The following is a 23,475-nucleotide window of genomic DNA, read 5'->3' on the forward strand; positions in this document are numbered from 1 at the left end:
AGTGCGGTGGGTGGCGGACTTAGGTGGTGCCGCTTTGGTTGGGAGTGCGGTAGGTGGCGGACTCGAGTGGTTCGGGGTGGCTGGGAGTGCGGTAGGTGGCCGACTCGAGTAGTGCCATGTGGCTGGGAGTGCGGTAGGTGGCGGACTCGAGTGGTGCTGGTCGGGTGGGCTGGGGGTTCGGCCTACCTGCCAGTACGCCGGGACCTCACGTAGGGCGGGCCCGTGTTAGCGTTTTAGTGCACATTCAGGCCGACTTTCCTGCTCGAGTCGATCGAGCAAGTGGGGGAACTGTGACCGACAACGACCATAATCCGACCTCTCCGCCCTGGCTGCAGAGTCCGTCGGCAGATACGGCCGACGCTGCGTCCGGTCCCTCCGGGGTGCAGACGGTGCGCGACGACGAGAACGAGTCCGTCGACGCCGCTGCCGAACCGGCCGCTGAGAGCGCCGACAAGCCTGCCGTCGAACAGCCGCCCGCCGAGGCGGAGGTCGATATCGCCGAGCAGACGGTGTTCCAGCCGGGCGGGTTCGTGCCGGGGCCGTTCGCGCAGAACAACTTTCCGGCGCCCGACGCGTATCAGAGCGGCGGTGCGCATCCGGTGGCGAACGCGCCGGAGCAGCAGCCGTGGCCTGGTCAGCCGGGTCAGTCTCCGGCGGGTGAGCAGCCGTATTCTGGTGCGGCGCCGCAACATTCGGGTCAAGATCCACAGGGCGGGTTCGATCCGCAACAGCTCGCCGGGCAGCCGCAGTTCCCGGGCCAAGAGCCGGTGGCGCCCCAGGGGCCGCAGTCGGAGCCGATCTACAGCTGGGCACCGCCGCCTCCGCCGATGTACCAGCCGCCGATGCAGGGCGGGATGCCAGGACCGCCGCCGGGTGAGTTCGGCCAGCCGGGTCAGCTTCCCTCGGGTGAGTTCGCGCAACCGGGACAGATGCAGCCGGGCCAGCCACAGCCTGGTCCGCAGCCGGGTGAGTTCGGTGCGCAGCAGCAGGGGCAATTCGCTCCGCCGATGGGTGCGCCTGGTCAGCAGTGGGGCGCACCGCAGCAGCAGCCGTTCCAGCCGCAGCACATGACGCAGCCGGGGCAGCCGGGTCATTCGGTCAACGACCTGAATCTGCTGAAGCGGGCGCGAAAGTCGCCGCGCAGCGGGTGGCGCAAGGCTGTGCACAAGGTGTCCGGCGGTGTCATCAACCCGGGTGAGTCGGCGGCCGATGTCGTGCACCGCGACCTGGTCGAGCGGGTGAACCAGCCGGTGCGCGGCGATTACCGGATCGCGATCCTGTCGCTCAAGGGCGGTGTCGGCAAGACGACGACCACCGTCGGCCTCGGTTCCACCTTCGCGTCCCAGCGCGGCGACCGCGTCATCGCCATCGACGCCAACCCCGACCTGGGCACCCTCGCCCACCGGGTGCCGCGCCAGACCCGGTCGACGGTGCGCAACCTGCTCGAGGACCAGAGCATCACCCGCTACTCGGATGTGCGCGCGCACACCTCGCAGGCGCCGAGCCGCCTGGAAGTGCTGGCGTCCGAGCAGGATCCGGCCGTGTCGGAGGCGTTCAGCGAGGCCGATTACCGCAAGGCGATCGGCATTCTGCAGTCGTTCTACAACATCATCCTCACCGACTGCGGTACCGGCCTGATGCATTCGGCGATGGCCGGTGTGCTCGACATGGCGAGCTCGCTGGTGCTGGTCACCTCGCCCGCCATCGACGGCGCGCGCAGTGCCTCGGCGACGCTGGACTGGCTCGACCACCACGGCTACTCCAAGCTGGTCGAGCGCACGGTGGTCGTGGTGAACGCCTCGCGGCGCGGCGCCTCGACGGTCGACCTGGACCAGCTGCGCAAGCTGTTCCTCGACCGCACCCGCGCGGTGCAGGTTGTCCCATTCGACGACCACCTCGCCGAGGGCGCCGAAATCGATCTGGAACTGGTGAGCAAGCCGACCAGGCGCGCACTGCTGGAACTGGCCGCCATGGTGGCCGACGATTTCGGTTACCACGGTCAGCCGCAGTTCCAGCCGGGTATGCAGGCCCAGTTCCAGACCGGGCAGTTCCAGCCGGGTCAGTACCAGCAGGGCCAGTTCTGAGGTGATCGACCGGCGTGGCCTCGCCACGTCGGTCGGAGGGGTCGACCGCCTCAGCGAGTCAGCACGTCCTCTGCGGCTGCCTCGAAGGCGGCGAGCACCGTGGCGATCGCCGGGCGGCGGTGCGCCTGCGGCCGGGTGACGATCTCGTAGACCCGCGCGGCCCGCACGCCGTCGAGCCGCAGCACCGTCAGGTCCGGGTGGGCGACGGCGAAGCGTGGCATCAGCGCGACGCCGTATCCGGAGGCGACCAGCGTCTCGATCACCCGGAACTCGTTGAGCCGCTGGGCGATCCTCGGCCGCACCCCGGTGACGGTGGCGATCGACTCGAGCACGTCGTCGACCGGAAAACCGCCGCGCACACTCACCCAGGTCTCGTCGGCCAACTCCTCAGGCCGCACCGAATCACGGTTCGCCAGTGGGTGATCCGCCGCGACGACCACATCGATCGGTTCGCGCATGAGTACCCGCGCGGCCAGTCGCGGACCGGCCAACGAGGGTGCGCGTTCGTCGCGATGGGTGAGCACGATGTCATAGTCGGCGAGCAGCTTCCACGCCTCGCTCGGTGGCAGATCCTCGTCGCCCGCGACGAGCTCCACACCACTGTCGGTGAGCGCGGTGAGCACCGGCGGCAGCAGCAGAGCGGCGCCGGAGGGGAACGACGCCACCCGCACCTGGCCGCGCGGCGACCCGCGATAGTTGGCCATCTCGGCCACGGCCCGGTCCATGGCGGCGAGCACGTCGTCGGCGCGCAGCACGAGCGCCTGACCGGCGTCGGTGAGCCGCACCCGCCTGCCGTCCGGTTCGAGCAGGGCGACGCCCGCTTCCCTGGCAAGCACCTTCAATTGTTGCGACACCGCCGAGGGCGTCATCGACAACGCCTCGGCCACCGAGGCGACGGTGCCGCGCTCGGCGAGCTCCCGCAGGATCCGCAACCGATCGACGGAAAACATGAAGTAAATCTACTTTATTCGTCCATTTTAATTCGATTGTCCTGATGATTAGCGGACCGCACGATGGACCACGTGACCACCCGCGACCGCCTGTTCGGCCTGACCGTCGTCGTCCTGTGGGGCCTGAACTTCCTGGCCATCCGCATCGGCCTCGACCACTTTCCACCGCTGTTCTTCGCCGCGCTCCGCTTCGCCGTCATCGCGGTGCCGGTGCTCGTGTTCATTCCGCGCCCGGCCGTGCCGGTGCGCTGGTTGCTGCTCTACGGCGCCGGTTTCGGCATCGCGCAGTTCGCGTTCCTGTTCACCGCCATGCGCCTCGGCATGCCGACCGGCCTCGCCTCGCTGGTGTTGCAGTCCTCGGCGCCGTTCACCGTGGTGCTCGGTGCGGTGCTGCTGCGCGAACGGTTGCGGCCGGTTCAGATCGCGGGCCTGGCGGTCGCCGTGCTCGGGATGACGATCATCGGCGCCGACCGCCTGGCCCATGCCACGCTGCTGCCGGTGCTGCTCACCCTCGCGGGTGGTCTCGGCTGGGCCTTCGGCAATATCGGTGCCCGCAAGGCCGGTGCCGACTCCCCCGGTTTCGACCCTCTGCATCTCACGCTGTGGATGTCGGTGGTTCCGGTGCTGCCGTTGCTCGCCCTGTCGATGGCCGTCGAGGGCCCGGCCTCCGGTTTCGCCGCGCTCGGCTCCGCCTTCGCCACCGAAACCGGGCCGCCCGCGCTGATCGCCGTCGCCTACATCGCCGTCCTGGCCACGGTTTGCGGCTCGGGCCTGTGGACGTACCTGATGAGCCGCTACCCGGCGGGCACCGTCGCACCGCTGTCACTGCTGGTGCCGGTCGTCGGTATCGCGGCGGCCTGGCTGGTGCTGGACGAACAACCCACGGCCACAGCACTTCTCGGTGGAGTGATCGTCATCGGCGGCGCCTTCGCGGCGACCACCGCACCGGCCCGCAGGCGCACGGCCACCCACGATGCGCACCGCGGCGCCGCGGACATCAGCGACGCGCACGACGAGGTCGTGGCGCACCCGCGACGATGACCGGCCGCACCGACGACATCAGCGCTCGCGCCGTCAGTCCTCTCGACGCCCGCCGAGCGCGCGCACAATCGGGAACGACGCCAGATAGCCGAGCACACACAGCACGACAACGGCCGCGAGACCGATCAGCGCCACGTTCCGCGCGGTGTTGTCCGGCGCGGGCGCGGTCGGCGGCACGGCCAGCTGCACCTGCCGCCCCTCGGCGCTGGACGGCTTCTTCACCAGCGGCGTCGTGGTGTCCACGTCGTGGGTGAGCGCGGCGACGGCGTCGATGGTGCCGAACCCGCCGTACGGATTCCAGCCCTCCGGGGTGGAGTGGGTGGTCGCCTGGATGCGGTGGATCACCTGGGCGGCCGTCAGGTGCGGGAACCGGGCCCGCACCAGTGCCGCCACCCCGGCGACATACGGTGCGGCGAACGAGGTGCCCGCGATATTGCTGTCGCCCTGACTGGTGACGGTCGCGTACGCGAGCCCACCGCTGTTGGGATCCAACGACACGATCTGCTCACCGGGCGCCGACACCCCGACCCACGGGCCGGGCACGGTGAACGCCGACGGCTGCCCGTTGAGGTCGACCGAGCCGACCGACAGCACGTACTCGTCGTACCAGGCGGGGGTCACGGCGGTGGCCAGCGAATCCCACGGGTCGGCACCGGGTTTGAGCGGGTTGATCCCGGGATTGCCGGTGCAGGCCTTGTTGTCGCTGTTCCCGGCCGAGGCGACGATCACCGCGTCCTTCACCGTCGCCGCGTACGCGACGGCCGCGCCGAGTTTGCGGTCGTTCATCGTGGGTGAGCCGCACGCGACTTCGGAGATGTTGATGACGGTCGCGCCCATGTTGGCCGCGTGCACCACGGCCTCCGACAGGCTGGACACGTTGCCGACGCCGCCGCCGTTCTTGGGGTCGTTGGGGTCGACCTCGCGACCCTTGGGCCGGTACGCGCTGGAGGACTGCCTGATCCCGATGATCTGCGCGTCCGGCGCGACTCCGGAGAAGCCGTCGGTCGAGGACGGTTGACCGGCGATGATGCCCGCCACGAAGGTGCCGTGCGCGTCGCAGTCGACGGTGCCGTCGCTGTCGGCGACGTAGTCACCGCCGCCGATGATGTTCGGGAGCCGGGGGTGCCGCGCGACGCCGGTGTCGATCACCGCGACGGTCTGCCCCGCGCCTCGGCTGAACTGCCAGGCCGGTTCGAGACCGAGGAATTTCTGGGCCGGTGGCGTGGAGGTGGACGGACTGGTCCGCGTGCTGGTGCACGGGTTCGCCGCCTCCACCTCGGTGTAGGGCTTGGGTGCGCCGTCGCCGGGCAAGGCCGACGCGTCGATGGCGGGCGGCTTGGCCGCGGCGGCGGTCGGCGTGCCGATGCTCACCGAACAGCCGACTATCCCCGCGACGAGAACAACCCGTGTGACTACGTTGTGCGCCCGCCGGCGCCCCCACCAATTCCCACGCACTGCGGCATTGTCGCACATCCGCCGCCCACCCGGTTCGCCGGTGAACGGCCGGACCCGATTGCCGAATCGCCGTCGCGACCGGCGGGTGGTCGCTAGCATGTGACCGGTCGGTTTCGAGCTCGGCGAACTGCGCACAGGTCGATATAGCCAGGTCTTCGCCGCGCTCTAGAGTGGTGGCAAATAGCAGGCAATACTCGAGCAAGGCAGCTGAACAGCGTATGGCGGAACAGCGGTGGTCCGTATCGCGCAGAAACTTTCTGCACGGCACGGTCGCAGCGGGGGTGGTAGCGGCGGGGGCCGTGACAGGAGTGCCCGCGAAGGCCGCTCCACCCGGACGCCGGGTCGCGGTGCTCGGCGGTGGTGTGGCCGGGTTGACGGCGGCCCACGAGCTCGCCGAACGCGGCTTCGAGGTGACCGTCTACGAGGCACGCGCGCTCGGCGGCAAGGCCCGCAGCATCCCGGTCGCGGGCACCGGCCGCGACGGCCGTCCCGACCTGCCCGGCGAGCACGGCTTCCGCTTCTTCCCCGGCTTCTACCGAAACCTCCCCGACACCATGCGTCGAATTCCGTTGCACGGCAACGCCGATGGCGTGTGGAACAACCTGATCGCCGTTCCCGAGGCGCGCTTCTCCCGGCGCGGTGGCGACGACATCTCGCTCGCCCTTCCTGGCTCGGGCCTGCCGGTGACCACCGCCGACGCGGTCAGGGAAACGCTCACCGCCTCGATCACCACCACCTCGCGCATGCCCCCCGAGGAGGCCGCGTACTTCGCCAACCGGCTGCTGGTGTTCAACAGCAGCTGCCAGGCCCGTCGGTTCGGGCAGTGGGAGCACACCTCCTGGCGCGACTTCGTGCAGGGGCACCGGCGTTCCCGGGAGTTCCGTGCCATCGTGGCCCGCACGCTCACCAGCATCATGGTCGCCGCCAAGGAAGACCTGGCCAGCACGCGAACCATCGGCAGCATGGGTGAGCAGTTCCTCGGCAATCCCCTCGGCATCGGCAACGACGGCGGCCTGGACCGGGTGCTCAACAACGCAACCAACACCGCCTGGATCGACCCGTGGGTGGCGCATCTGCGCGGGCTCGGTGTGCGTTTCGAGCTCGGGGCGCGGGTGACGGAACTCGTGGTGCGTGATCGGCGCATCGGGGCCGCACGGGTCACCGGGGTCGGCGAGGTCGAGGCCGACTACTTCGTGGTCGCCATGCCGGTCGAACACGCGCGGACCCTGTGGTCAGCCGATGTGCTCGAGCTGGCGCCGCAGTACGCGGCGATGGACCGGTTGCACGTCGACTGGATGAACGGCATGCAGCTCTACTTCCTTACGCCGCTGCGCATTTCGCGTGGTCACGCGGCATATGTGGATTCACCGTGGTCGCTCACGTCGATCAGTCAGAACCAGCTGTGGACGCGCAAGCTCGCCACCTTCGGCGACGGTTCGGTGGCCGACTGTCTTTCGGTCGACATCTCCGACTGGCACACCCCCGGCGTCCGCTACGGCAAACCGGCCGTCGAGTGCACGCACGAGGAGATCTTCCGCGAGGTGTGGGCCCAGTTGAGCGAGCATCTCAACGACCGTGAACAGTTGTTGCGCCCCGCCGACCTGCATTCGTGGTTCCTCGATCCGGGAATCACCTGGCAGGGCGGCCGCAACGCCAACGCCGACCCGCTGCTCATCAACACCGCCGGTTCCTGGGACCACCGCCCCGAACCGCACGGGCCGATCGAAAACCTGTTCCTCGCGGGCGATTACGTACGCACCGATGTGGACCTGGCGACGATGGAGGGGGCGAACGAGTCGGCTCGCACGGCGGTGAACGCCCTGCTCGACGTGGCCGGTTCGGCGGCGCCGCGCTGCGAACTGTTCCGGCTCAGCCGCACGCCCGGCCTCGAGCCGTTGCGTGTACTCGACGCCGACCGCTACGCAAAGGGCCTGCCCAACCTGTTCGACGTGCCGCTATGAACAGCGGTGGACGCAGCTCACACCCGCCCGAAAGTCGGCCGTAACACCACGCACATAGACTCGCGTCGTGGCAGACATCTCGGTGCGTGGGCGCCTGGCCCTGCGAGCGGCGGCGGCAGCGTCGTGGGCTTCGCAGAAGGCGGGCCGCGGTAAGGGTTCGATGATCGGCGGCCTGATCGCGCTGAAAATCGATCCGACGATCATGACCCAGCTCGGGCGCGACCGCCGGACGGTGCTCATCACCGGCACCAACGGCAAATCGACGACCACCCGGATGACGACCGCCGCGCTCGGCAGCCTCGGCCAGGTCGCCACCCAGGCCGACGGCGCGAATATGGACGCGGGCATCGTCGCGGCGCTCAGCCAGCACCCGGGGGTGCGGCTGGCCGCGATCGAGGTCGACGAGCTGCATCTGCCGCACGTGTGCGACGCGCTCGACCCCGCCGCCGTCGTCCTGCTGAATCTCAGCCGTGACCAGCTGGACCGGGTCGGCGAGATCAACATGATCGAACGCAAGCTGCGGGCCGGGCTGCAACGACACCCCGATGCGGTGGTGATCGCCAACTGTGACGACGTGCTCGTCGCCTCCATCGCCTACGACCACCCCAATGTGGTGTGGGTCGCGGCGGGCAGCGGCTGGGCCGTCGATGCCACGAGCTGCCCACGCAGTGGCGAACCCATCGTCTGGGAGGGTGAGAACTGGCGTTCCACGGGCGCCGATTTCCACCGCCCGCAACCGGATTGGTGGCTCGAGGGCGAGGACCTGTGCGGTCCCGAGGGCTTCCGCGCACCCCTGCACCTGGCCCTGCCCGGCCGGGCCAATCGCGGCAACGCGGCCCAGGCCGTCGCCGCCGCCGTCGCGCTCGGCGCCGACGCGACCAAGGCCACCGATGCCACCGGAACCGTCCGCGAGATCGCGGGCCGCTACCGCACCGTCACGGTCGGCGAGCACGACGCGCGACTGCTGCTGGCCAAGAATCCGGCGGGCTGGCAGGAGGCGCTGTCGATGATCGAGCCGTCCTCGGCCGGGCTGGTGATCGCCGTGAACGGGCAGGTGCCCGACGGTGAGGACCTGTCGTGGCTGTGGGACGTGCGGTTCGAGCACTTCGAAGGGGTGCAGGTGGTCGCCTCCGGTGAGCGGGCCACCGACCTGGCCGTTCGCCTGACCTACGCCGGGGTGGAGCACACGCTGGTGCCTGATCCGGTGCGTGCCATCGCGTCGTGCCCCGCAGGGCATGTCGAGGTGCTGGCCAACTACACCGCGTTCCGCGATCTGAATCGTGATCTGGAGGCCAGGGCATGATCGGTCAGCGCCCGGAGGAGGCAGCTTGCGTAACCACGCAGGGCGCCCGAGCATGCCGAGAGGAAACAGCGTGAGCGAGTCCACTGTGCGTATCGGGCTGGTGCTGCCCGATGTGATGGGTACCTACGGCGACGGCGGCAACGCGCTGGTGTTGCGTCAGCGGTTGCGGATGCGCGGGTACGACGCCGAGATCGTCGAGATCACCCTCGCCGACCCGGTCCCCGATTCGTTCGACATCTACACCCTCGGCGGTGCCGAGGATTCCGCGCAGCGCCTGGCGACCCGCCACCTGCAGCGTTATCCCGGCCTGCAACAGGCGGCCGCCAAGGGCGCACCCGTGCTCGCCATCTGCGCCGCGATCCAGGTGCTCGGCAACTGGTACGAGACCTCGGCGGGCGAAAAGGTCGACGGCGTGAGCCTTTTCGACGTCACCACCTCGCCCCAGGACACCCGCGCCATCGGTGAGGTGACGACCATGCCGCTGCTCGACGGGCTCTCCGCACCGCTCACCGGTTTCGAAAACCACCGTGGCGGAACCACTCTCGGCCCCGACGCCAAACCCCTCGCCCGTGTGACCCGTGGTGTCGGCAACGGCGTCGACGACGGCACGGAAGGCGTCGTCCAGGGCTCGGTCCTCGGCACCTACCTCCACGGCCCCGCCCTGGCCCGCAACCCCGAACTCGCCGACCACCTCATCGCCCGAGCCCTCGGCATCCCTGCCTCCGACCTCGCCCCCCTCGACCTCCCGGTCGTCGACCGCCTCCGCCGCGAACGCCTCCGCGCCTGAATCAGCACGGCAGTGCGGGTACCTCGTACTGCAAGCAGTAGGGGTCCCGGGTGACGAGCACCAGGTCTTCGCAGCGGGCCTGCGCGATGAGCATGCGGTCGAACGGGTCGCGGTGGATCAGGGGCAGGCGCGCCGCTTCGATGGCATGCCGAGCGTCGACCGGCAGTGGGAGGAATCCGCTGCCGACGACCCTTTCCGGCAGGTCAGGCGGGCCGACCAACTTGCCCGATGCCTGTTTCATCGCGATCTCCCACACCGAGACCGAGCTGAGGTAGACGTCGGGGTCGTGATCCAGTCGTTCGCGCAGCTCGTTGTTCAGCGTTGGGTCGTCGGTGAGCCACCACAGGATCACGTGGGTATCGAGCAGCAGGCTCATGCGTCGAAGTCGCGCGCGATTTCGGCGTTCGTCGCCGCCGAATCCCAATCCGATGCCAACTGAACCCGGCCGCGCAGCGAACCGCGCCCGGTCCGGTTCACCCGGCGTGTCAACGGCACTACCTTGGCAACCGGCGTCCCCGCCCGACTGATCACGATTTCCTCCCCCTGCTCCACCCGCTCGATGATGCGCGACAGGTTGGTCTTCGCGTCGTGAATATTGAACCGCTCCGCCGCGTGCCCAGCCATAACGCCTCCTTAGCTAGGAGGTTAGTCCGGTCACGGCTGCGGTGTCAACGGTCAGCCGACCGGGGCGACGTCGACCGAGACGTCGATGGTCGAGGTGGCGGCTTCGGTGTAGATGATGCCGCGCAGGGGGGCCACGTCCTGGTAGTCGCGGCCCCAGGCGAGGGTGGTGTAGCGCTCGTCGGGGAGTTGGTTGTTGGTCGGGTCGAAGGGGAGCCAGGTGGTCGGGGTCCAGACGGCGGTCCAGGCGTGGGTGGCGTCGGCGCCGATCATGCGTTCGCGGCCGGGTGGTGGGTCGGTGGCCAGGTAGCCGGAGACGTAGCGGGCGGCCAGGCCGTGGGAGCGCAGGCAGGCGGCGGCCAGGCGGGCGAAGTCCTGGCAGACGCCCTCACGGGCGGCGAAGACGTCGGCGACGCTGGTGCTCACGGTTGTTGAGCCGGTGCGGTAGTGGAAGTCGTGGTGGATGCGGGAATTGAGCTCGGTGACCGCCTCGATGAGCGGGCGGCCGGGGGTGAAGCTCCGCGCGGCATAGGCTGCGACGTCGGCGGTGATCTCGGGTGGGGTCAGGTCGAAGGTGAATTCGACGGCCAAGGGGCCGGTGCTCGCGGTCGGGCGGGCCTGCTCCCACGGGAGATCGGCGTCGGGCGGCGGGGGCGGGTCCACGTCGACGAGCGATTCGGCGGTCACCACCAGCCGCTGATGCGCCTGTGTCACATGGAAATAGGTGGTCGAGTTACCGTACACATCGGGACCGGCCGAGCGATCCGACGGGCCTGGCTCGATCTGGATGTCGTGGGCTAGCAAGCGCTGGCCGGGGAATTCGCGTGGCGTGAGATAGGCACGGCCGTAGGAGCTGCTCACCTCGTCGGAGTAGGCGTAGGTGGTGCGGTGCAGCACGCGGTAGGTACTCATCCGACAATCCTCGTGGTGCCCCACAAAGGTTGGAATCCTTGTGGCACAGTGAGTTTGGTCGTCTCGAACGATTCGGCCAGCTTGCGCAACCGCAAGTGCACCCCTTCCAGCAGTTCCACCAGTTCGGTGCGCACGCCGTCGTCGGCCTGTTCCAGCTCGGCGGGGTCGACCCGCCGCACCATCCGTTGCGCGTCGGCGAGCAATCGTTGCGAACGCGACGTACCCGAACTGCCCGGCAGCGCCTGGAAACCGACTTCGAGTCGGTCGAGTTGGTACACCAGCGAGCGGGGGTTGGCCGCGTCGAACAGCAGCAGCTCGGCCAGGGCGGCGATCTGCGGCGCCCCACGATGTCTACGCCGGTACATCACCGCCGACTCGGTGGCCGCGAGCACCGCGTCGAACAGCACCTGCTCCGCCTCCGGCGACTGCTCCCGCGCGAGCGTCGATTCGAGCAGGGCCGTCAGCGCGAGGCCGCGCTCGATCCGCTTGCCGATCTCCATCACCTGCCAACCGGTGTCGCGCACAAGGGATTCCGCCCCGATGCCCGACAGCGCGAGCAGGGCGGCCAGCGACTGCGAATGCACCGACGACATCGCCGTCTCACCCTCGGCACCACGGAATTCGGCCAGCGCCCGATCCACCGCGCCGAGAATCATCCAGGTATCCCCCGACACCTGGTCGCGCACAGCCCGAGCCGCCGCACCGTAATGCTCGATCGCATACGCCAACGACCCCGGCAACTGCCGTTGCCCGGTCAAGGCCGCCAGGTACCCGAACCCGTCCGGCGATGCCCCGACCACCGAGTTCGCACCGTCGGCGGATACCCGGGCGGATCGGTCGGCAGGACCGTCGGCCTCCGCGAGCACGGGGTGGTCGGTGCCCGTTGTCGTCGCCAGTGCCCGGAGCAGCACCGGCAGGGCCGCACCGCCTTCCATCCACGGGCGGTAGCGGTAGTCCTGGTAGACGTCGTGGGTGGCCGCCAATTGGCGCACCACCGATTCGGCTCGCTCGCCGTAGCGACCCATCCAGAACAGGTCGTTGAGGACGCGCGGGGAACTCACCGCCTCCACCACGGGAGCCACGCGCCGAACCCGCTCGTCGAGCTCGGCGGCGGCGGGGGCGGTCGCGGGAGCCGCACGCACCCAGACGTCCTTGGCGGCCACCTTGATCGCCACATGTCCCGGTTCACGCCGCAACCACTGCTGACCGAGCCCACCCGCCATCGCCGTATATCCACCTCGGCGCGCCAACGAGAACAACCGCATCCCCACCGGGGCGGGCGCCAACCCGGACCGCTCCCGCACCGAAGGCGCGACGGAGAACTCGGCGGGTTCCTGACCGACCCACCGCCACGTCTCGGCCTCGATCCGCGCGGCGAGTTCCGTGCGCTCGGCGGCCGTGAGATTCGGCCCGAAGATCGCCGACCCGTCGACGGCCGAACGGATCACCAACTCATCGAGGTGCGAAACCAGATGGGCGCGTTCGGTTTCCGACCCGCCCCAATACGACGGCACACTGTCGAGCAACAGTTCCTCACCGAGCACCGTCCGCGCGATCCTCGGCAGGCAGACACTCAGCGCGGGTGATTCGAGCAATCCGCTGCCGAGCGTATTGACCACCGTCACCGCGCCGCGCCGCAACACCTCGACCAACCCGACGACCCCGAGCCGCGAGTCCGGCCGCAGATCGAGCGGATCGGCGAATTCCGCGTCGACGCGCCGCAGCACCACATCGACCCGTTCGAGACTGCCGAGCGAGCGCATCCACAGCGCACCGTCGCGCACGACCAGATCGGCGCTCTCCACCAGCGGGAAACCGAGCGTCTGCGCCAGATAGGCCTGGTCGAAAGCGGTTTCGGACTGCGTACCCGGACTCAGCACCACCACAACGGGTTCGGTGCCGTCGGCCGAGACGGGCGCCGCCTCGGCCAGCATCAACCGCATCGCCCGCGCGAACGGACTCAACGGCCGCGGCCCGGCGTGCTCGAACGACTCAGGAATGGCCGAGGCGACGACGCGGCGGTCGGCCAGCGCGTACCCGGCACCCGACGGCGCCTGCGCCCAGTCGGCGAGCACCCGGAAGTCACCGTCGCCGAACCGGCTGATGTCGCAGGCGTGCAGGAACAGTTGATGGGTGCCGGGGACGGTGATGCCGTGCGCGGCCCGCACATACCCGGCATTGCCGAACACGACTTCCGGCGGCAGCACACCGGAGCTGAGCAGCCTGCGCGGGCCGTACACATCGGTGAGCACCTCGTCGAGCACGCGCGAGCGCTGCACGAGACCCGCTTCCAGGCGGGTCCAGTCGTCGGCGGAGACCAGCAGTGGGATGGGGTCGAGCCGCCACGGCCTGGCATCGCCGTCGGGGCCGGTGTAGGTGACGCCGTCGTCCTCGATCTGCCTGCGCACCCGGTGGTCGATATCGGCCAGGCCCGCCACCCCGTGCTCGGCGAAGGCCGCCGACAGTTCGGCCCACATCGGCCGGACCTGGTCCTGGTCGCCGACCAGCTCGTCGTAGAAGCCCCGGGTAGGTCGGCCGCATTCGTCGAACGGCGCCCCGGCCCGGCTCGCGGCCCGGTACCGGGCGAACTGCTCGGCCACCTGCGCCCGCACGCCCGGCGCGAGCCGCGCCTCATCGAGCTCGGTCACAGTCCCTCCGTATCGTCGCCGGTCGACACACGCGCATCGGCCCCGATTCTCCCATCACCAACGTGTCGGACCACGCACCTCGGACCCGGCCGCCCACCGAGCCACCGCGAACCCGCAACGTAGGGTTGACCAGGTGAGCTACGACCACATCCTCCTGCCGTCCGGCGCCGCCTCCTCCCTCGACGAGATCGACGCCTACCTGACCGCGCAGGAAGGTCTGCCCGAGACCGACGCCATCGCCGAGATCGCGGCCGAACTCAACGCCCGCGACAGCGCGCTGCCGGAGGAGGACGCCTTTCTCAGCAGCCCGGTCAGTGGCCCGAGCGGCGACACCCTGTTCGTCCCGTCGCCGTACGACGCGATCGGCTTCGTCCGCAACCTGCTGTTCGATCTGGCCACCCCGCGCGGCTACGCCGTGTACGACCCGCAGCTGTCCTGGCTGATCGACCCCGCCGGGCACATCCCGGTCGCCGTCACCCACGGCGGCGCGGGCGAATTCCCGTATCTCACCGAGGAATTGGCGCACCGCTGGGTGGCCGGTCTGGCCGCGCCGAATCCATACCTGATCGTCGAACGCGGCGCCCAGGACTACATCCAGACCTACCGCGAACCCAACGGCCTCTACACCCTCGAATACCGCGACGGCTCGGCCGAACGGCACTTCGGGACGAAGCTCGGCATCGCCGCCGAGGTCGCCCGCGTCATCTGGGACTGGACCAACGGCAAAGCCGTCGCCGACGCGGCGAACTGGGCCCGCGTCGAGCTCTAGAGCGCGCGCCGACCCGACAGTGCCCGGCCGAGCGTCAGCTCGTCGGCGAACTCCAAGTCGCCGCCCATCGGCAGACCCGACGCCAACCGCGTCACCGTGAGACCGGGGAAGTCACGCAGCATGCGCACCAGGTAGGTGGCGGTCGCCTCGCCCTCGGTGTTCGGGTCGGTCGCGATGATGACCTCGCTCACGTCGACACCGTCGTCCTGATTGCCGATGCGGGTCAACAACTCCCGGATCCGCAACTGGTCGGGGCCGACGCCGCTGAGCGGGTCGAGCGCACCACCGAGCACGTGGTAGCGACCACGGAACTCGCGGGTGCGCTCGATCGCCTGCACATCTTTGGGTTCCTCGACCACACAGATCATGGTGCGGTCGCGGCGGGGGTCGGCGCAGATGCGGCACAGCTCGCCGTCGGCGACGGTGCCGCACGACACGCAGAACTGCACACCGTCGCGCACCTTCTGCAGCACGGCCTGCAACCGGTCGATCTCCGGCGGCTCCACCTGCAACAGGTGAAAAGCGATGCGCTGCGCGCTCTTCGGACCGACACCGGGCAGTTTGCCCAGCTCGTCGATCAGATCCTGAACCGGCCCCTCATACATCAGAAATCAGGCAGACCGGGCATCGAACCGCCGAGGCCCTGCGACAGCGGGCCGAGCCGTTCGGCGGCGAGCTGCTGCGCGTTGGCCATCGCGTCGTTGATCGCGCCGATCACCAGATCCTGCAGACCGTCGACGTCGGTCGGGTCGACCACCTTGGGGTCGATGGTGAGCGCGGTGATCTCGCCGCTCACCTTGATGGTGGCCTGCACGAGACCGCCACCGGCCTGCCCCTGCACCTCCGATTCGGCGAGCTCGGCCTGGGCCTGCATCACGGCCTGCTGCATCTGCTGGGCCTGGGCAAGCAGCGCTTGCATGTCGAACTGACCGTCACCGGGTTGCACGAAGGCTCCTGTGTTGTCGGCGGCTGACGCCGCGGGTTTTCGGCCCCCGTGAGCCCGGCCGAAGACCGTGTGGTTCGTCGGGGTTGGGCTCGGGCCTTGTCCGGGTACCAGCCTAGTCGGGGAGCTCGGGCGGCGGTGTCTGGCCTTCGGCGTTGCGGACGGCCTACCATCGAGACAGGTCGGGCTATGGGTCGGCAACCCCTAGGAGATCGGATGAATACCATGCGTGCTCGTCTGGTGACCAGCTCGGTTCTGTGCGCGAGCCTGCTCGTTCTCGCCCCGGTCAGCGCGGCGGCCGATCCGCCGTCACCCGTCGCCGACTACGGCGCCGGATGCGTACTCGACGCGGGCAACCGCGCGGCGACGATCGACTCGCTGCGGTTCCGGTGCAGCGTCGGTCAACAGGATCAGATCTACCGAGACGCAGGCGCAGGCGCCGTGCCGATGGGCGTCACCAACGGCTGGGTGGTTCGTCCGCAACGGCTGGACGGCGTCGCGCAGGCCGTATGGATCGGCAAGGTGTTCCGCACCGGACCCGACGGCGGCACCCTCACCAACCGGGTCACCGGCGCCGGATTCGAAGCCTTCCCGGCCGACATCTACCGGGCACCCTCGATCCTCGACGGTGGCCAGGCCTGGGCGCTGAACTATCCGAACCCGGTCTACGACGAGATCCGCGAGGTAACCCCCGGCGTCTGGCTCGGCTACTCCTGGTGGCGCGGCGGCGACCTCATCGCCACCTTCGTCCTCACCCCGGCCTGATTCCCAGCTCATCCTCCGAATCAGTCCTGCTCTGCGGCAATCTCGAACCGTGGATCGCGGGCACTCGTTATTTCGACCCGACCCCAATCCCCTTCCACATCATAAACGCCATTCCGTTCGATCAGGCAGTCAATATTCCCGAGATCTTCCGTCCCGGTGGCATCGCGATATGCATGCGGCGACCTGGTGATCCAATGAACGTTTCGAATATTCCCGAATACCAGATCACCATTCCGATAGCAGTATTGCTCCCCCGGCCTCGGGTCGCGATAGTAAGGACTACCGGGCCTCACCACTGCTTCCAGCGAAAACCTGACCTCACTCGAATCTTCGAAGATCCCGACAACATAGCTGTCCTCCAGGTACAGATCGCCTAATTCGGGCATGTCGACATAGTTTCGAACCATTACAGATCCCAATCAATTGGAGTGTGATTTCCTGGACTCTTACGCGTTACCGGATTTCCTTCTGGATCAGTCCTTTGGCCCGATCCGTCGCGAAGCTCAACATGCGGGTTGCCACTTCCGGGCGCACGGCTGCTCCCGCTTTTGATCGTAACCCGAATCACCCCATTTTCATCTGTGTATTTTATTGGCCCGCCCTCGGTTTGAGACCTGGTCCAGCCCTGACTCTTTGCAAAATCCTCCAGCTCGCTAGCCTTTGGAGTGCGACCAGCGAATAGATCACCCAGCTGTTTAGGGTTCGGGCGCTTCGCCATCAATTTCGTCGTCAACGACGCTATTTCTTGAAGCTTGGCCTTACGCGCGGCAAGCGCCTCAGGATTGCCACCGATCTTGCCAACGAATTTCGATGCTATCTTGATATCGATCGTGCGGTCGACGTACTTCTTGAGCTTGACTGCGAGTTTTCCAGCTTTGGCAGCAGTGACGGCCGCCGCGCCCATACCTGCAGTCAGGGCGCCGGCGACTATCGAGAGCACGACTGTCTCAGCTATCTCCTCGGCGAGGTCGCCCGCTAGATCTACTAGCAGCTGTCCCATTTTGGTACGGAAGGTGAGAATCGCATTGCGGTGGTCTCGACAACCCTGGGCGAGGTTGGAATACAGATCCAGTACCGCACTGGCTGAGACCTTTAGTTCGCGTAGATGGTCATCGACATCGGCCAGCTCGGGCGCTGTTTCGGACTCGAACGATTCCGCGAGCCCGTCCAGCAATGTGGGAAGATTACCCGCACCGGACTGTGACGCGAACTTGGACCACACATCGGCCGCAGCCAGGAGTTTGTGCGGATCGCCGTCGGGCATCTCCAACCCGAACTGAGCCAGTGCATCCACCGCAAAGCCTACATCGTCGAACAGTCCACTACCGGGACCATCGGCCGCTGGAGGCGGGGCCTGACAACCCAACCACAGCGGCTCGAAGGGCGTGGGCTCGACTGGCTCAGGGCGTCCGCCAGTTTCTTCATAGTCTGCATATGCCCAGGTGTATCCGAGTCGTTGCAGGATAGTCGCGTAGTTTCCCATCGCCGCGATCAGCGTATCGGTCGTCGACATGGCTTCGGCGACGGATGAGTCATAGCTGGTCGCCCAAGTTTTGGATTCACCGCAGTTACCGCCCATCCCCGCGGATCCCGACAGGAGACCGATCTGCGCGTCGAAGACGCGCCGGAACTCGACTGCGTATGAGTACAGCGATGCTCCAGCGAGGGAGTAGACCAACGGATCGATCACAAGCTTCGTACCCACGATTACCCGCCGAGCATCTTTCGGTTGACCTCGATCGCAGCGGTGTAGCGGCTGTGCGCGGCTTGAACTGCCGCGCGCATCGAGTCGATACCGTCGGCGACCTCAGTCGCGCCGTGGTGCCACTCGCGAAAGGCCGCGGCCTGTGCGTCGGCGGCCCGACCGTGCCAAGTTTGCTGCACCACGGCGATGCGCTGTTCGAGGCCGTCGAGACTGTCGTTCAGGAAGCCGACGAATCCGGAGACACGGGTGATGAGCTGAACGAGTTCGTCGAGGTCGACGCTGAACGGCTGAGAGTTCTCTACCAATTCAACTCAACTCCGGAAGGTCGAGGGCGGCGAGGTTGCTCGCACCCGTGTTGTCTGCGTGTGAGATGGTTTTGCTGGTTACACCCAGCAACTCGGCGATCACTGCGAGTGCGTCGAGGACATCCGCACCGCCTTCCTTGGTTTCAGCCCAGCCCGCAGCAAACGCGTCGGCCGATGTACCGCGCCAGTTTCCGAGCACGCCAGCGATCTCGGCGTCGAGAGAATTCAACCCATTGACAAGCGATTCAGCGACCTGTTGAACGTACTGCCCAGCGTCACTGACCTCCTGCGGTACTAATGCGAACACCGGCGCACCTGATTCAGATGCCATCACCGACCCCCTCCGGCAGGACACTTCAGGGACAACGTGTCCATCACACTGCCCATCACAATTGGACGCATCTCGTCACGCACCGGTTCCCAGTCACGGGTGTTTTGTGAGGTTCGCCTCGATTTCAGAAACGACCGCGCGTTGACCCTCCCGCTGCTGGAGGGTGTTGGCTTGTCGACATGACAGCCACCGTGACGATTGGCGAGTTCGCCCGCCTGACGCTGCTGAGCGTCAAGACGCTGCGCTACTACCACGAGATCGAGCTGCTGGAGCCGGTCGCGGTGGCGCCTGGTTCCGGGTATCGCCGCTACTCCGTGGACCAGGTCGAGCAGGCGCACCTCATCCGCAGGCTGCGCGACCTGTCCATGCCGCTACCGCGCATCCGCGAGGTACTCGCCGCCCCCGGCCCCGCCGCACGCGACGCGACCCTGCGCGAACACCTGAACGCGATGGAAGCCGAGCTACAGCACACCAGGGACGTGGTGACCTCGTTGCGCGCGCTGCTCACCGTGCCCGCGCCGATGCTGCGGGTGGAATACCGGATCGAGCCCGCGTGCACCGCGCTCACCCGCGCCGACCGGGTCGCCCGCGACGCCATCGGCCAGTGGTGCGACCTTGCCTTCACCCAGCTGTTCGAGACGGTCCTCACCGCGGGGGTGACACCGGGCGGCATCGCGGGCGCGACCTATTCGACCGAATTCTTCACCGACGAATCGGGCGAGGTGAGCGCCTACCTGCCGCTGCCCGCGGACACGGCACTCGATCCGCCGCCCGGCCTCGCACTCACCGACATGCCCGCCCGCCGTTACGCCGTTGCCGTGCACACCGGCGCGTTCGACGACTTCGACCGCACCTATGGCGCCCTCGGCACCCACGTCGCCGAACACGACGAGACCATGCCCGACGAACCGATCCGCGAGCGCTACCTCGTCGGACCGCAACACACCGACAACCCGGCCGAATACCGCACCGAAGTGTGCTGGCCCATCACCGAAGGAGAATCCCGATGACTCTCGCCATCGCCAATGTCGTCGTCGACTGCCACAACGCGGCCGCCCTCGCCGCGTTCTACGCCGAGCTGCTCGAGCTGCCCGTCGAACCGGAGGCGTCGCCGTTCTTCGCCGAGATCGGCCGGTCGACGGGCATGTCACCGGTGCTGATGTTCATCCAGGTGCCCGACAGAACTCCGGGCAAGAACGCCGTGCACCTGGACTTCCACTCGACGCAGTGGGCCGACTACCTCGAACGGGCGATCAGCCTCGGCGGCAAGCACATCGGCGATTTCGACGAGTACGGCGTGCAATGGGTGACCCTCGCCGATCCCGAGGGCAACCTCTTCGACATCGGCAAGTACTGACTCAGGCCAGTTCGCGCTTCAGGTTCTCCAGCAGCTCGGCCTGGATCTTCTTCAGGCCGAGCGGGGCGAAGATGCCCTCGAAGATGCCGCCGATGCCGCCCGCACCCTTCCAGGTGGTGCGCACGGTGACCCGCGAACCGGTGCCCTCGGGGGTGACGGTCCAGGTGTTGACCATGGAGGAATTGGCATCACGCTCGGTGAGGATCGAATCGGCGACACTCACGCTCGCGCGCACATTGCGCACCCGCTTCTCGGTGGCCTGCAGGGTCCACTCCACCACGGTGCCCGCGCCCTTGCCGCCCTCGATCACCTTGTAGTCGCGGTAGTGCGAGGAGAGGATGCGCGGACGGACCGTCTCGTAGTCACCGATCGCCTCGAGGGTGCGCTGCGGATCCGCCGCGACGACGATCGAATTGCTGGCGCTGACCTGTCCCACTGTGTGACTCCTGTGTTTGTTGGAGCGCTGGCGCGCTCGAGGCGGTGTTTGTTGGAGCGCTGGCGCGCTCGAGGTTCGCGGCCCCGCAAGTCCCGACGATCAGGCACCGTGGCTTGCTCCTTCGTCGCCTACGCCACGGCACCTGATCGTCGGGACGGCCGCGAACCGCCGCTTCGCGGCGATCCCTCCTCGGGGTCGGGATGTGCGGGGCTGGGTTATATCTTGCCTTGCGCCACAGAGGATCGACCGGCCAGGTGGGGCCGTGAAGAAACAGCTGGGTGACATTTCGTCGTGGCGTCGATCTATCTGGTAGCCGGGCGGGCCGGGGCGTACTAGCGTCGACACAGTGGCAGTGAGTCTCTTGGGTAGGGCCGGTCACGAACCGGCTGCACGCGAGTCCGGATACGCCGCGCACCGCGCGGGTGTGGAGCGACTGCTGGCAAGCTATCGCGCCATCCCCTCCGGTGCCGTCGTCCGGTTGGCGAAGAAGACCTCGAATCTGTTCCGTGCCAGGGCGGCGACGACCGCGCCCGGCCTCGACGTGTCGGGGCTGGGGCAGGTGATCGCCGTGGACCCGCGGGCCAGGACCGCCGACGTGGCAGGCATGACCACCTACGAGGACCTGGTGGCGGCCACCCTCCCCTACGGGCTGGCCCCGCTGGTGGTGCCGCAGCTCAAGACCATCACCCTCGGTGGCGCCGTCACCGGGCTCGGCATCGAGTCGACCTCGTTCCGCAACGGTCTCCCGCACGAATCCGTGCTGGAAATGGACATCCTGACCGGCGCGGGCGAGATCGTCACCGCGACGCCGACCGGCGAGCACGCCGACCTCTTCCACGGCTTCCCCAACTCCTACGGCACCCTCGGCTACTCCGTTCGCCTGAAGATCGAGCTCGAAGCTGTCAAGCCCTATGTCGCGCTGCGGCACGTGCGGTTCCACGACCTGCGCACGCTGGAAACCGAACTGGAACGCATCGTCACCGAACGCTCCTACCAGGGCGAACAGGTCGACTATCTGGACGGGGTCGTCTTCAGTGCCACCGAGAGCTACCTGACCCTCGGCAGGCAGACCGACGAACCCGGCCCGGTCAGCGACTACACCGGCATGGACATCTACTACCGCTCCCTGCAACACGACGACGGCGTGCGAACCGACCGGCTCACCATCGCCGACTACCTGTGGCGCTGGGACACCGACTGGTTCTGGTGCTCGCGCGCCTTCGGCACCCAGAACCCGAAGATCCGCCGGTTCTGGCCGAAGTCGTTGCGCCGCAGCAGCTTCTACTGGAAGCTCGTCGCGCTCGACCGCAAGTACCACGTCGACGACCGGCGTCGCGCCCGCAAGGGGCTCGCGCCGCAGGAGCGGGTGGTGCAGGACATCGAGGTGCCGGTGCACCGCACCGCCGACTTCGCCGAGTGGTTCCTGCGGGAGATCCCGATCGAACCGATCTGGTTGTGCCCCTTGCGTTTGCGCGAGACAGGCGCCGCCGACGGCAGCCGTCCGTGGCCGCTGTACCCCCTCGAACCCCGCCACACCTACGTCAATTTCGGTTTCTGGTCGGCGGTACCGACGGTGCCCGGCCGGCCGGAGGGGGCGGCCAACCGCGCCATCGAGAAGATCGTCTCCGAATTCGACGGACACAAGTCCCTGTACTCGGACGCCTACTACGACGAGGCAGAATTCGCGCAGCTCTACGGCGGCCAGACCTATACCGCATTGAAGAACCGTTACGACCCGGACCAACGACTGCTGAATCTGTATTCGAAGGCGGTGCAACGCAAGTGACGACATTCAAGGACAGATCCGAGATCCTCGCCGAGCTGGGGACCCGGCTCAGCATCGCGGAGGTGTTCGAGAGCCTCATCGACGGTGACATCCCCGTGCGGCTCACGGCCTACGACGGCAGCACCACCGGGCCGACCGACGCGACCTACACCCTCGACATCAAGAACCCGCGCGGCATCAACTACCTGGCCACCGCCCCCGGTGACCTCGGCATGGCCCGCGCCTACATCGCCGGTGACATGGTGGCGCAGGGGGTGCACCCCGGCGACCCGTACGACATCTTGAAGGCCATGCAGGACATGAAGTTCCATCGTCCTTCGGCCCTGTCGTTGGTGACCATCGCGCGCTCGCTCGGCTGGGAACGGCTCAAGCCGATCGCCCCGCCGCCGCAGGAGACCCTGCCGCGCTGGCGCCGCATCGCCCTGGAAGGCCTACGCCACTCCAAGACCCGCGACGCCGAGGCGATCCACCACCACTACGACGTCTCCAACACCTTCTACGAGTACGTACTCGGCCCGTCGATGACCTACACCTGCGCGGTGTACGGCGACCCGGACTGGACCCTCGAGCAGGCGCAGGAGAACAAGTATCGGCTGATCTTCGACAAGCTGCGCCTGAAGGAAGGCGACCGGCTGCTCGACATCGGCTGCGGGTGGGGCGGCATGGTCCGCTACGCCGCCCGGCGTGGTGTGCGCGTGATCGGTGCAACGCTGTCGGCCGAGCAGGCGGCGTGGGCGCAGCGGAAGATCGCCGAGGAGGGGCTCGGCGACCTGGCCGAGGTCCGCCACAGCGACTACCGCGACATCGTCGAGGGCGAGTTCGACGCCGTCTCCTCGATCGGTCTCACCGAGCACATCGGCGTGCACAACTACCCCTTCTACTTCGGTTTCATCAAGGACAAGCTGCGCGACGGCGGGCTGTTCCTCAACCACTGCATCACCCGCCCCGACAACACCCGCTCCACCAAGGCGGGCGATTTCATCGACCGCTATGTGTTCCCCGACGGTGAACTCATCGGTTCGGGCCGCATCGTCTCCGAGATCCAGAACCTCGGCCTCGAAGTGCTACACGAGGAGAACCTGCGCGAGCACTACGCGCTCACCCTGCACGAATGGTGCAAGAACCTGGTCGCGAACTGGGACGCCTGCGTCGACGAGGTCGGCGAGGGCACCGCGAAGGTCTGGGGCCTCTACATGGCGGGCTGCCGCCTCGGCTTCCAGCGCAATGTGGTGCAACTCCACCACGTCCTCGGCGTGAAGCTCGACAAGAACGGAACCTGGGACGTGCCCTTGCGGCCCTGGTGGCAGCCGTAGTGC

Annotated in this window: 24 protein-coding genes; 11 read left to right on the forward strand and 13 right to left on the reverse strand. The window is 67.8% G+C overall.

What is annotated here, in order from left to right; genetic code table 11:
* The first annotated feature begins 380 nt into the window (after positions 1-380).
* Complete coding sequence (locus NC7_RS00730) at positions 381-2,084, forward strand: MinD/ParA family ATP-binding protein (RefSeq protein ID WP_084457771.1); 1,704 nt, start codon at positions 381-383, stop codon at positions 2,082-2,084.
* Between the two features lie 50 nt (positions 2,085-2,134).
* On the opposite strand, the gene NC7_RS00735 is transcribed toward NC7_RS00730, so the two are convergent.
* Complete coding sequence (locus tag NC7_RS00735) at positions 2,135-3,034, reverse strand: LysR family transcriptional regulator (protein WP_067977637.1); 900 nt, start codon at positions 3,032-3,034, stop codon at positions 2,135-2,137.
* Positions 3,035-3,106: 72 nt separating this feature from the next.
* On the opposite strand from NC7_RS00735, the gene NC7_RS00740 reads away from it, so the two are divergent.
* Positions 3,107-4,075 (forward strand): EamA family transporter, encoded by a 969-nt coding sequence (locus tag NC7_RS00740; RefSeq protein WP_084457773.1) that lies wholly within the window; start codon positions 3,107-3,109, stop codon positions 4,073-4,075.
* A gap of 33 nt (positions 4,076-4,108) precedes the next feature.
* Here NC7_RS00740 and mycP read toward each other — a convergent pair whose 3' ends face one another.
* Complete coding sequence (gene mycP, locus NC7_RS00745) at positions 4,109-5,446, reverse strand: type VII secretion-associated serine protease mycosin (RefSeq protein ID WP_236573711.1); 1,338 nt, start codon at positions 5,444-5,446, stop codon at positions 4,109-4,111.
* Between the two features lie 383 nt (positions 5,447-5,829).
* Here mycP and NC7_RS00750 point away from each other — a divergent pair, with 383 nt between their 5' ends.
* The 3 genes from NC7_RS00750 (at position 5,830) to NC7_RS00760 (ending at position 9,581) form a co-directional block, all read left to right on the forward strand.
* Positions 5,830-7,491, forward strand: a complete 1,662-nt coding sequence (locus NC7_RS00750) for a hydroxysqualene dehydroxylase (RefSeq protein ID WP_236573713.1) — start codon at positions 5,830-5,832, stop codon at positions 7,489-7,491.
* Between the two features lie 67 nt (positions 7,492-7,558).
* Positions 7,559-8,794 carry a Mur ligase family protein gene (locus NC7_RS00755; protein ID WP_067977641.1) on the forward strand — a complete coding sequence of 412 codons (1,236 nt, stop codon included), beginning with the start codon at positions 7,559-7,561 and terminating at the stop codon, positions 8,792-8,794.
* 70 nt (positions 8,795-8,864) lie between these two features.
* Positions 8,865-9,581 (forward strand): type 1 glutamine amidotransferase, encoded by a 717-nt coding sequence (locus tag NC7_RS00760; RefSeq protein WP_067977643.1) that lies wholly within the window; start codon positions 8,865-8,867, stop codon positions 9,579-9,581.
* Between the two features lies 1 nt (position 9,582).
* Here the strand turns inward: NC7_RS00760 and NC7_RS00765 are convergent, their stop codons facing one another.
* Genes NC7_RS00765 through NC7_RS00780 form a run of 4 tightly spaced genes read right to left on the reverse strand, consistent with a single transcriptional unit; the run spans position 9,583 to position 13,762 of the window.
* Entirely contained in the window at positions 9,583-9,957 is a 375-nt protein-coding gene (locus tag NC7_RS00765; protein ID WP_067977644.1) for a type II toxin-antitoxin system VapC family toxin, read from the reverse strand.
* Positions 9,954-10,205: a type II toxin-antitoxin system Phd/YefM family antitoxin gene (locus NC7_RS00770; RefSeq protein ID WP_067977646.1), complete on the reverse strand. Its 252-nt coding sequence runs from the start codon at positions 10,203-10,205 to the stop codon at positions 9,954-9,956. The genes NC7_RS00765 and NC7_RS00770 overlap by 4 nt, the downstream gene beginning before the upstream one ends.
* A 51-nt stretch (positions 10,206-10,256) precedes the next feature.
* Complete coding sequence (locus NC7_RS00775) at positions 10,257-11,114, reverse strand: transglutaminase family protein (protein ID WP_067977647.1); 858 nt, start codon at positions 11,112-11,114, stop codon at positions 10,257-10,259.
* Entirely contained in the window at positions 11,111-13,762 is a 2,652-nt protein-coding gene (locus tag NC7_RS00780) for a circularly permuted type 2 ATP-grasp protein (RefSeq protein ID WP_157101788.1), read from the reverse strand. Before NC7_RS00780 ends, NC7_RS00775 begins: the two co-directional genes overlap by 4 nt.
* 133 nt (positions 13,763-13,895) lie before the next feature.
* On the opposite strand from NC7_RS00780, the gene NC7_RS00785 reads away from it, so the two are divergent.
* A complete protein-coding gene (locus tag NC7_RS00785) occupies positions 13,896-14,531 on the forward strand; it encodes a hypothetical protein (protein ID WP_067977649.1) in 636 nt (211 codons plus the stop codon).
* Here NC7_RS00785 and recR read toward each other — a convergent pair.
* Both recR and NC7_RS00795 read right to left on the reverse strand, forming a co-directional pair.
* Positions 14,528-15,136 carry a recombination mediator RecR gene (recR, locus tag NC7_RS00790; protein WP_067640390.1) on the reverse strand — a complete coding sequence of 203 codons (609 nt, stop codon included), beginning with the start codon at positions 15,134-15,136 and terminating at the stop codon, positions 14,528-14,530. The genes NC7_RS00785 and recR overlap by 4 nt on opposite strands.
* Positions 15,136-15,450 (reverse strand): YbaB/EbfC family nucleoid-associated protein, encoded by a 315-nt coding sequence (locus tag NC7_RS00795; protein ID WP_373861215.1) that lies wholly within the window; start codon positions 15,448-15,450, stop codon positions 15,136-15,138. The genes recR and NC7_RS00795 overlap by 1 nt, the downstream gene beginning before the upstream one ends.
* A gap of 240 nt (positions 15,451-15,690) precedes the next feature.
* Between NC7_RS00795 and NC7_RS00800 the strand changes: the two genes are divergently transcribed.
* A complete protein-coding gene (locus NC7_RS00800; protein WP_067977652.1) occupies positions 15,691-16,239 on the forward strand; it encodes a hypothetical protein in 549 nt (182 codons plus the stop codon).
* Positions 16,240-16,259: 20 nt separating this feature from the next.
* Here the strand turns inward: NC7_RS00800 and NC7_RS28255 are convergent, their stop codons facing one another.
* From NC7_RS28255 to NC7_RS00815, 4 genes are read right to left on the reverse strand one after another with little or no spacing between them, the layout of a single operon-like run.
* Positions 16,260-16,625 carry a hypothetical protein gene (locus tag NC7_RS28255; protein ID WP_236573715.1) on the reverse strand — a complete coding sequence of 122 codons (366 nt, stop codon included), beginning with the start codon at positions 16,623-16,625 and terminating at the stop codon, positions 16,260-16,262.
* Between the two features lie 20 nt (positions 16,626-16,645).
* On the reverse strand, positions 16,646-17,944 hold the full coding sequence (locus tag NC7_RS00805; protein WP_067977654.1) for a hypothetical protein: 1,299 nt from the start codon (positions 17,942-17,944) through the stop codon (positions 16,646-16,648).
* Positions 17,945-17,946: 2 nt separating this feature from the next.
* Complete coding sequence (locus tag NC7_RS00810) at positions 17,947-18,249, reverse strand: WXG100 family type VII secretion target (RefSeq protein ID WP_067977656.1); 303 nt, start codon at positions 18,247-18,249, stop codon at positions 17,947-17,949.
* Position 18,250: 1 nt separating this feature from the next.
* Positions 18,251-18,580 (reverse strand): WXG100 family type VII secretion target, encoded by a 330-nt coding sequence (locus NC7_RS00815; protein ID WP_084457718.1) that lies wholly within the window; start codon positions 18,578-18,580, stop codon positions 18,251-18,253.
* Positions 18,581-18,759: 179 nt separating this feature from the next.
* On the opposite strand from NC7_RS00815, the gene NC7_RS00820 reads away from it, so the two are divergent.
* Together NC7_RS00820 and NC7_RS00825 are read left to right on the forward strand one after the other, a co-directional pair.
* Complete coding sequence (locus NC7_RS00820; RefSeq protein ID WP_067977659.1) at positions 18,760-19,590, forward strand: MerR family transcriptional regulator; 831 nt, start codon at positions 18,760-18,762, stop codon at positions 19,588-19,590.
* On the forward strand, positions 19,587-19,937 hold the full coding sequence (locus tag NC7_RS00825; RefSeq protein ID WP_067977661.1) for a VOC family protein: 351 nt from the start codon (positions 19,587-19,589) through the stop codon (positions 19,935-19,937). Before NC7_RS00820 ends, NC7_RS00825 begins: the two co-directional genes overlap by 4 nt.
* A 1-nt stretch (position 19,938) precedes the next feature.
* Here NC7_RS00825 and NC7_RS00830 read toward each other — a convergent pair whose 3' ends face one another.
* Positions 19,939-20,373, reverse strand: a complete 435-nt coding sequence (locus NC7_RS00830; protein ID WP_067977663.1) for an SRPBCC family protein — start codon at positions 20,371-20,373, stop codon at positions 19,939-19,941.
* A gap of 352 nt (positions 20,374-20,725) precedes the next feature.
* Between NC7_RS00830 and NC7_RS00835 the strand changes: the two genes are divergently transcribed.
* Positions 20,726-22,159: an FAD-binding oxidoreductase gene (locus tag NC7_RS00835; protein ID WP_067977665.1), complete on the forward strand. Its 1,434-nt coding sequence runs from the start codon at positions 20,726-20,728 to the stop codon at positions 22,157-22,159.
* Complete coding sequence (locus tag NC7_RS00840) at positions 22,156-23,472, forward strand: class I SAM-dependent methyltransferase (protein WP_067977666.1); 1,317 nt, start codon at positions 22,156-22,158, stop codon at positions 23,470-23,472. Before NC7_RS00835 ends, NC7_RS00840 begins: the two co-directional genes overlap by 4 nt.
* Positions 23,473-23,475 lie beyond the last annotated feature (3 nt).

The sequence above is a fragment of the Nocardia caishijiensis NBRC 108228 genome (assembly GCF_001612825.1).
Lineage (GTDB): Bacteria > Actinomycetota > Actinomycetes > Mycobacteriales > Mycobacteriaceae > Nocardia > Nocardia caishijiensis.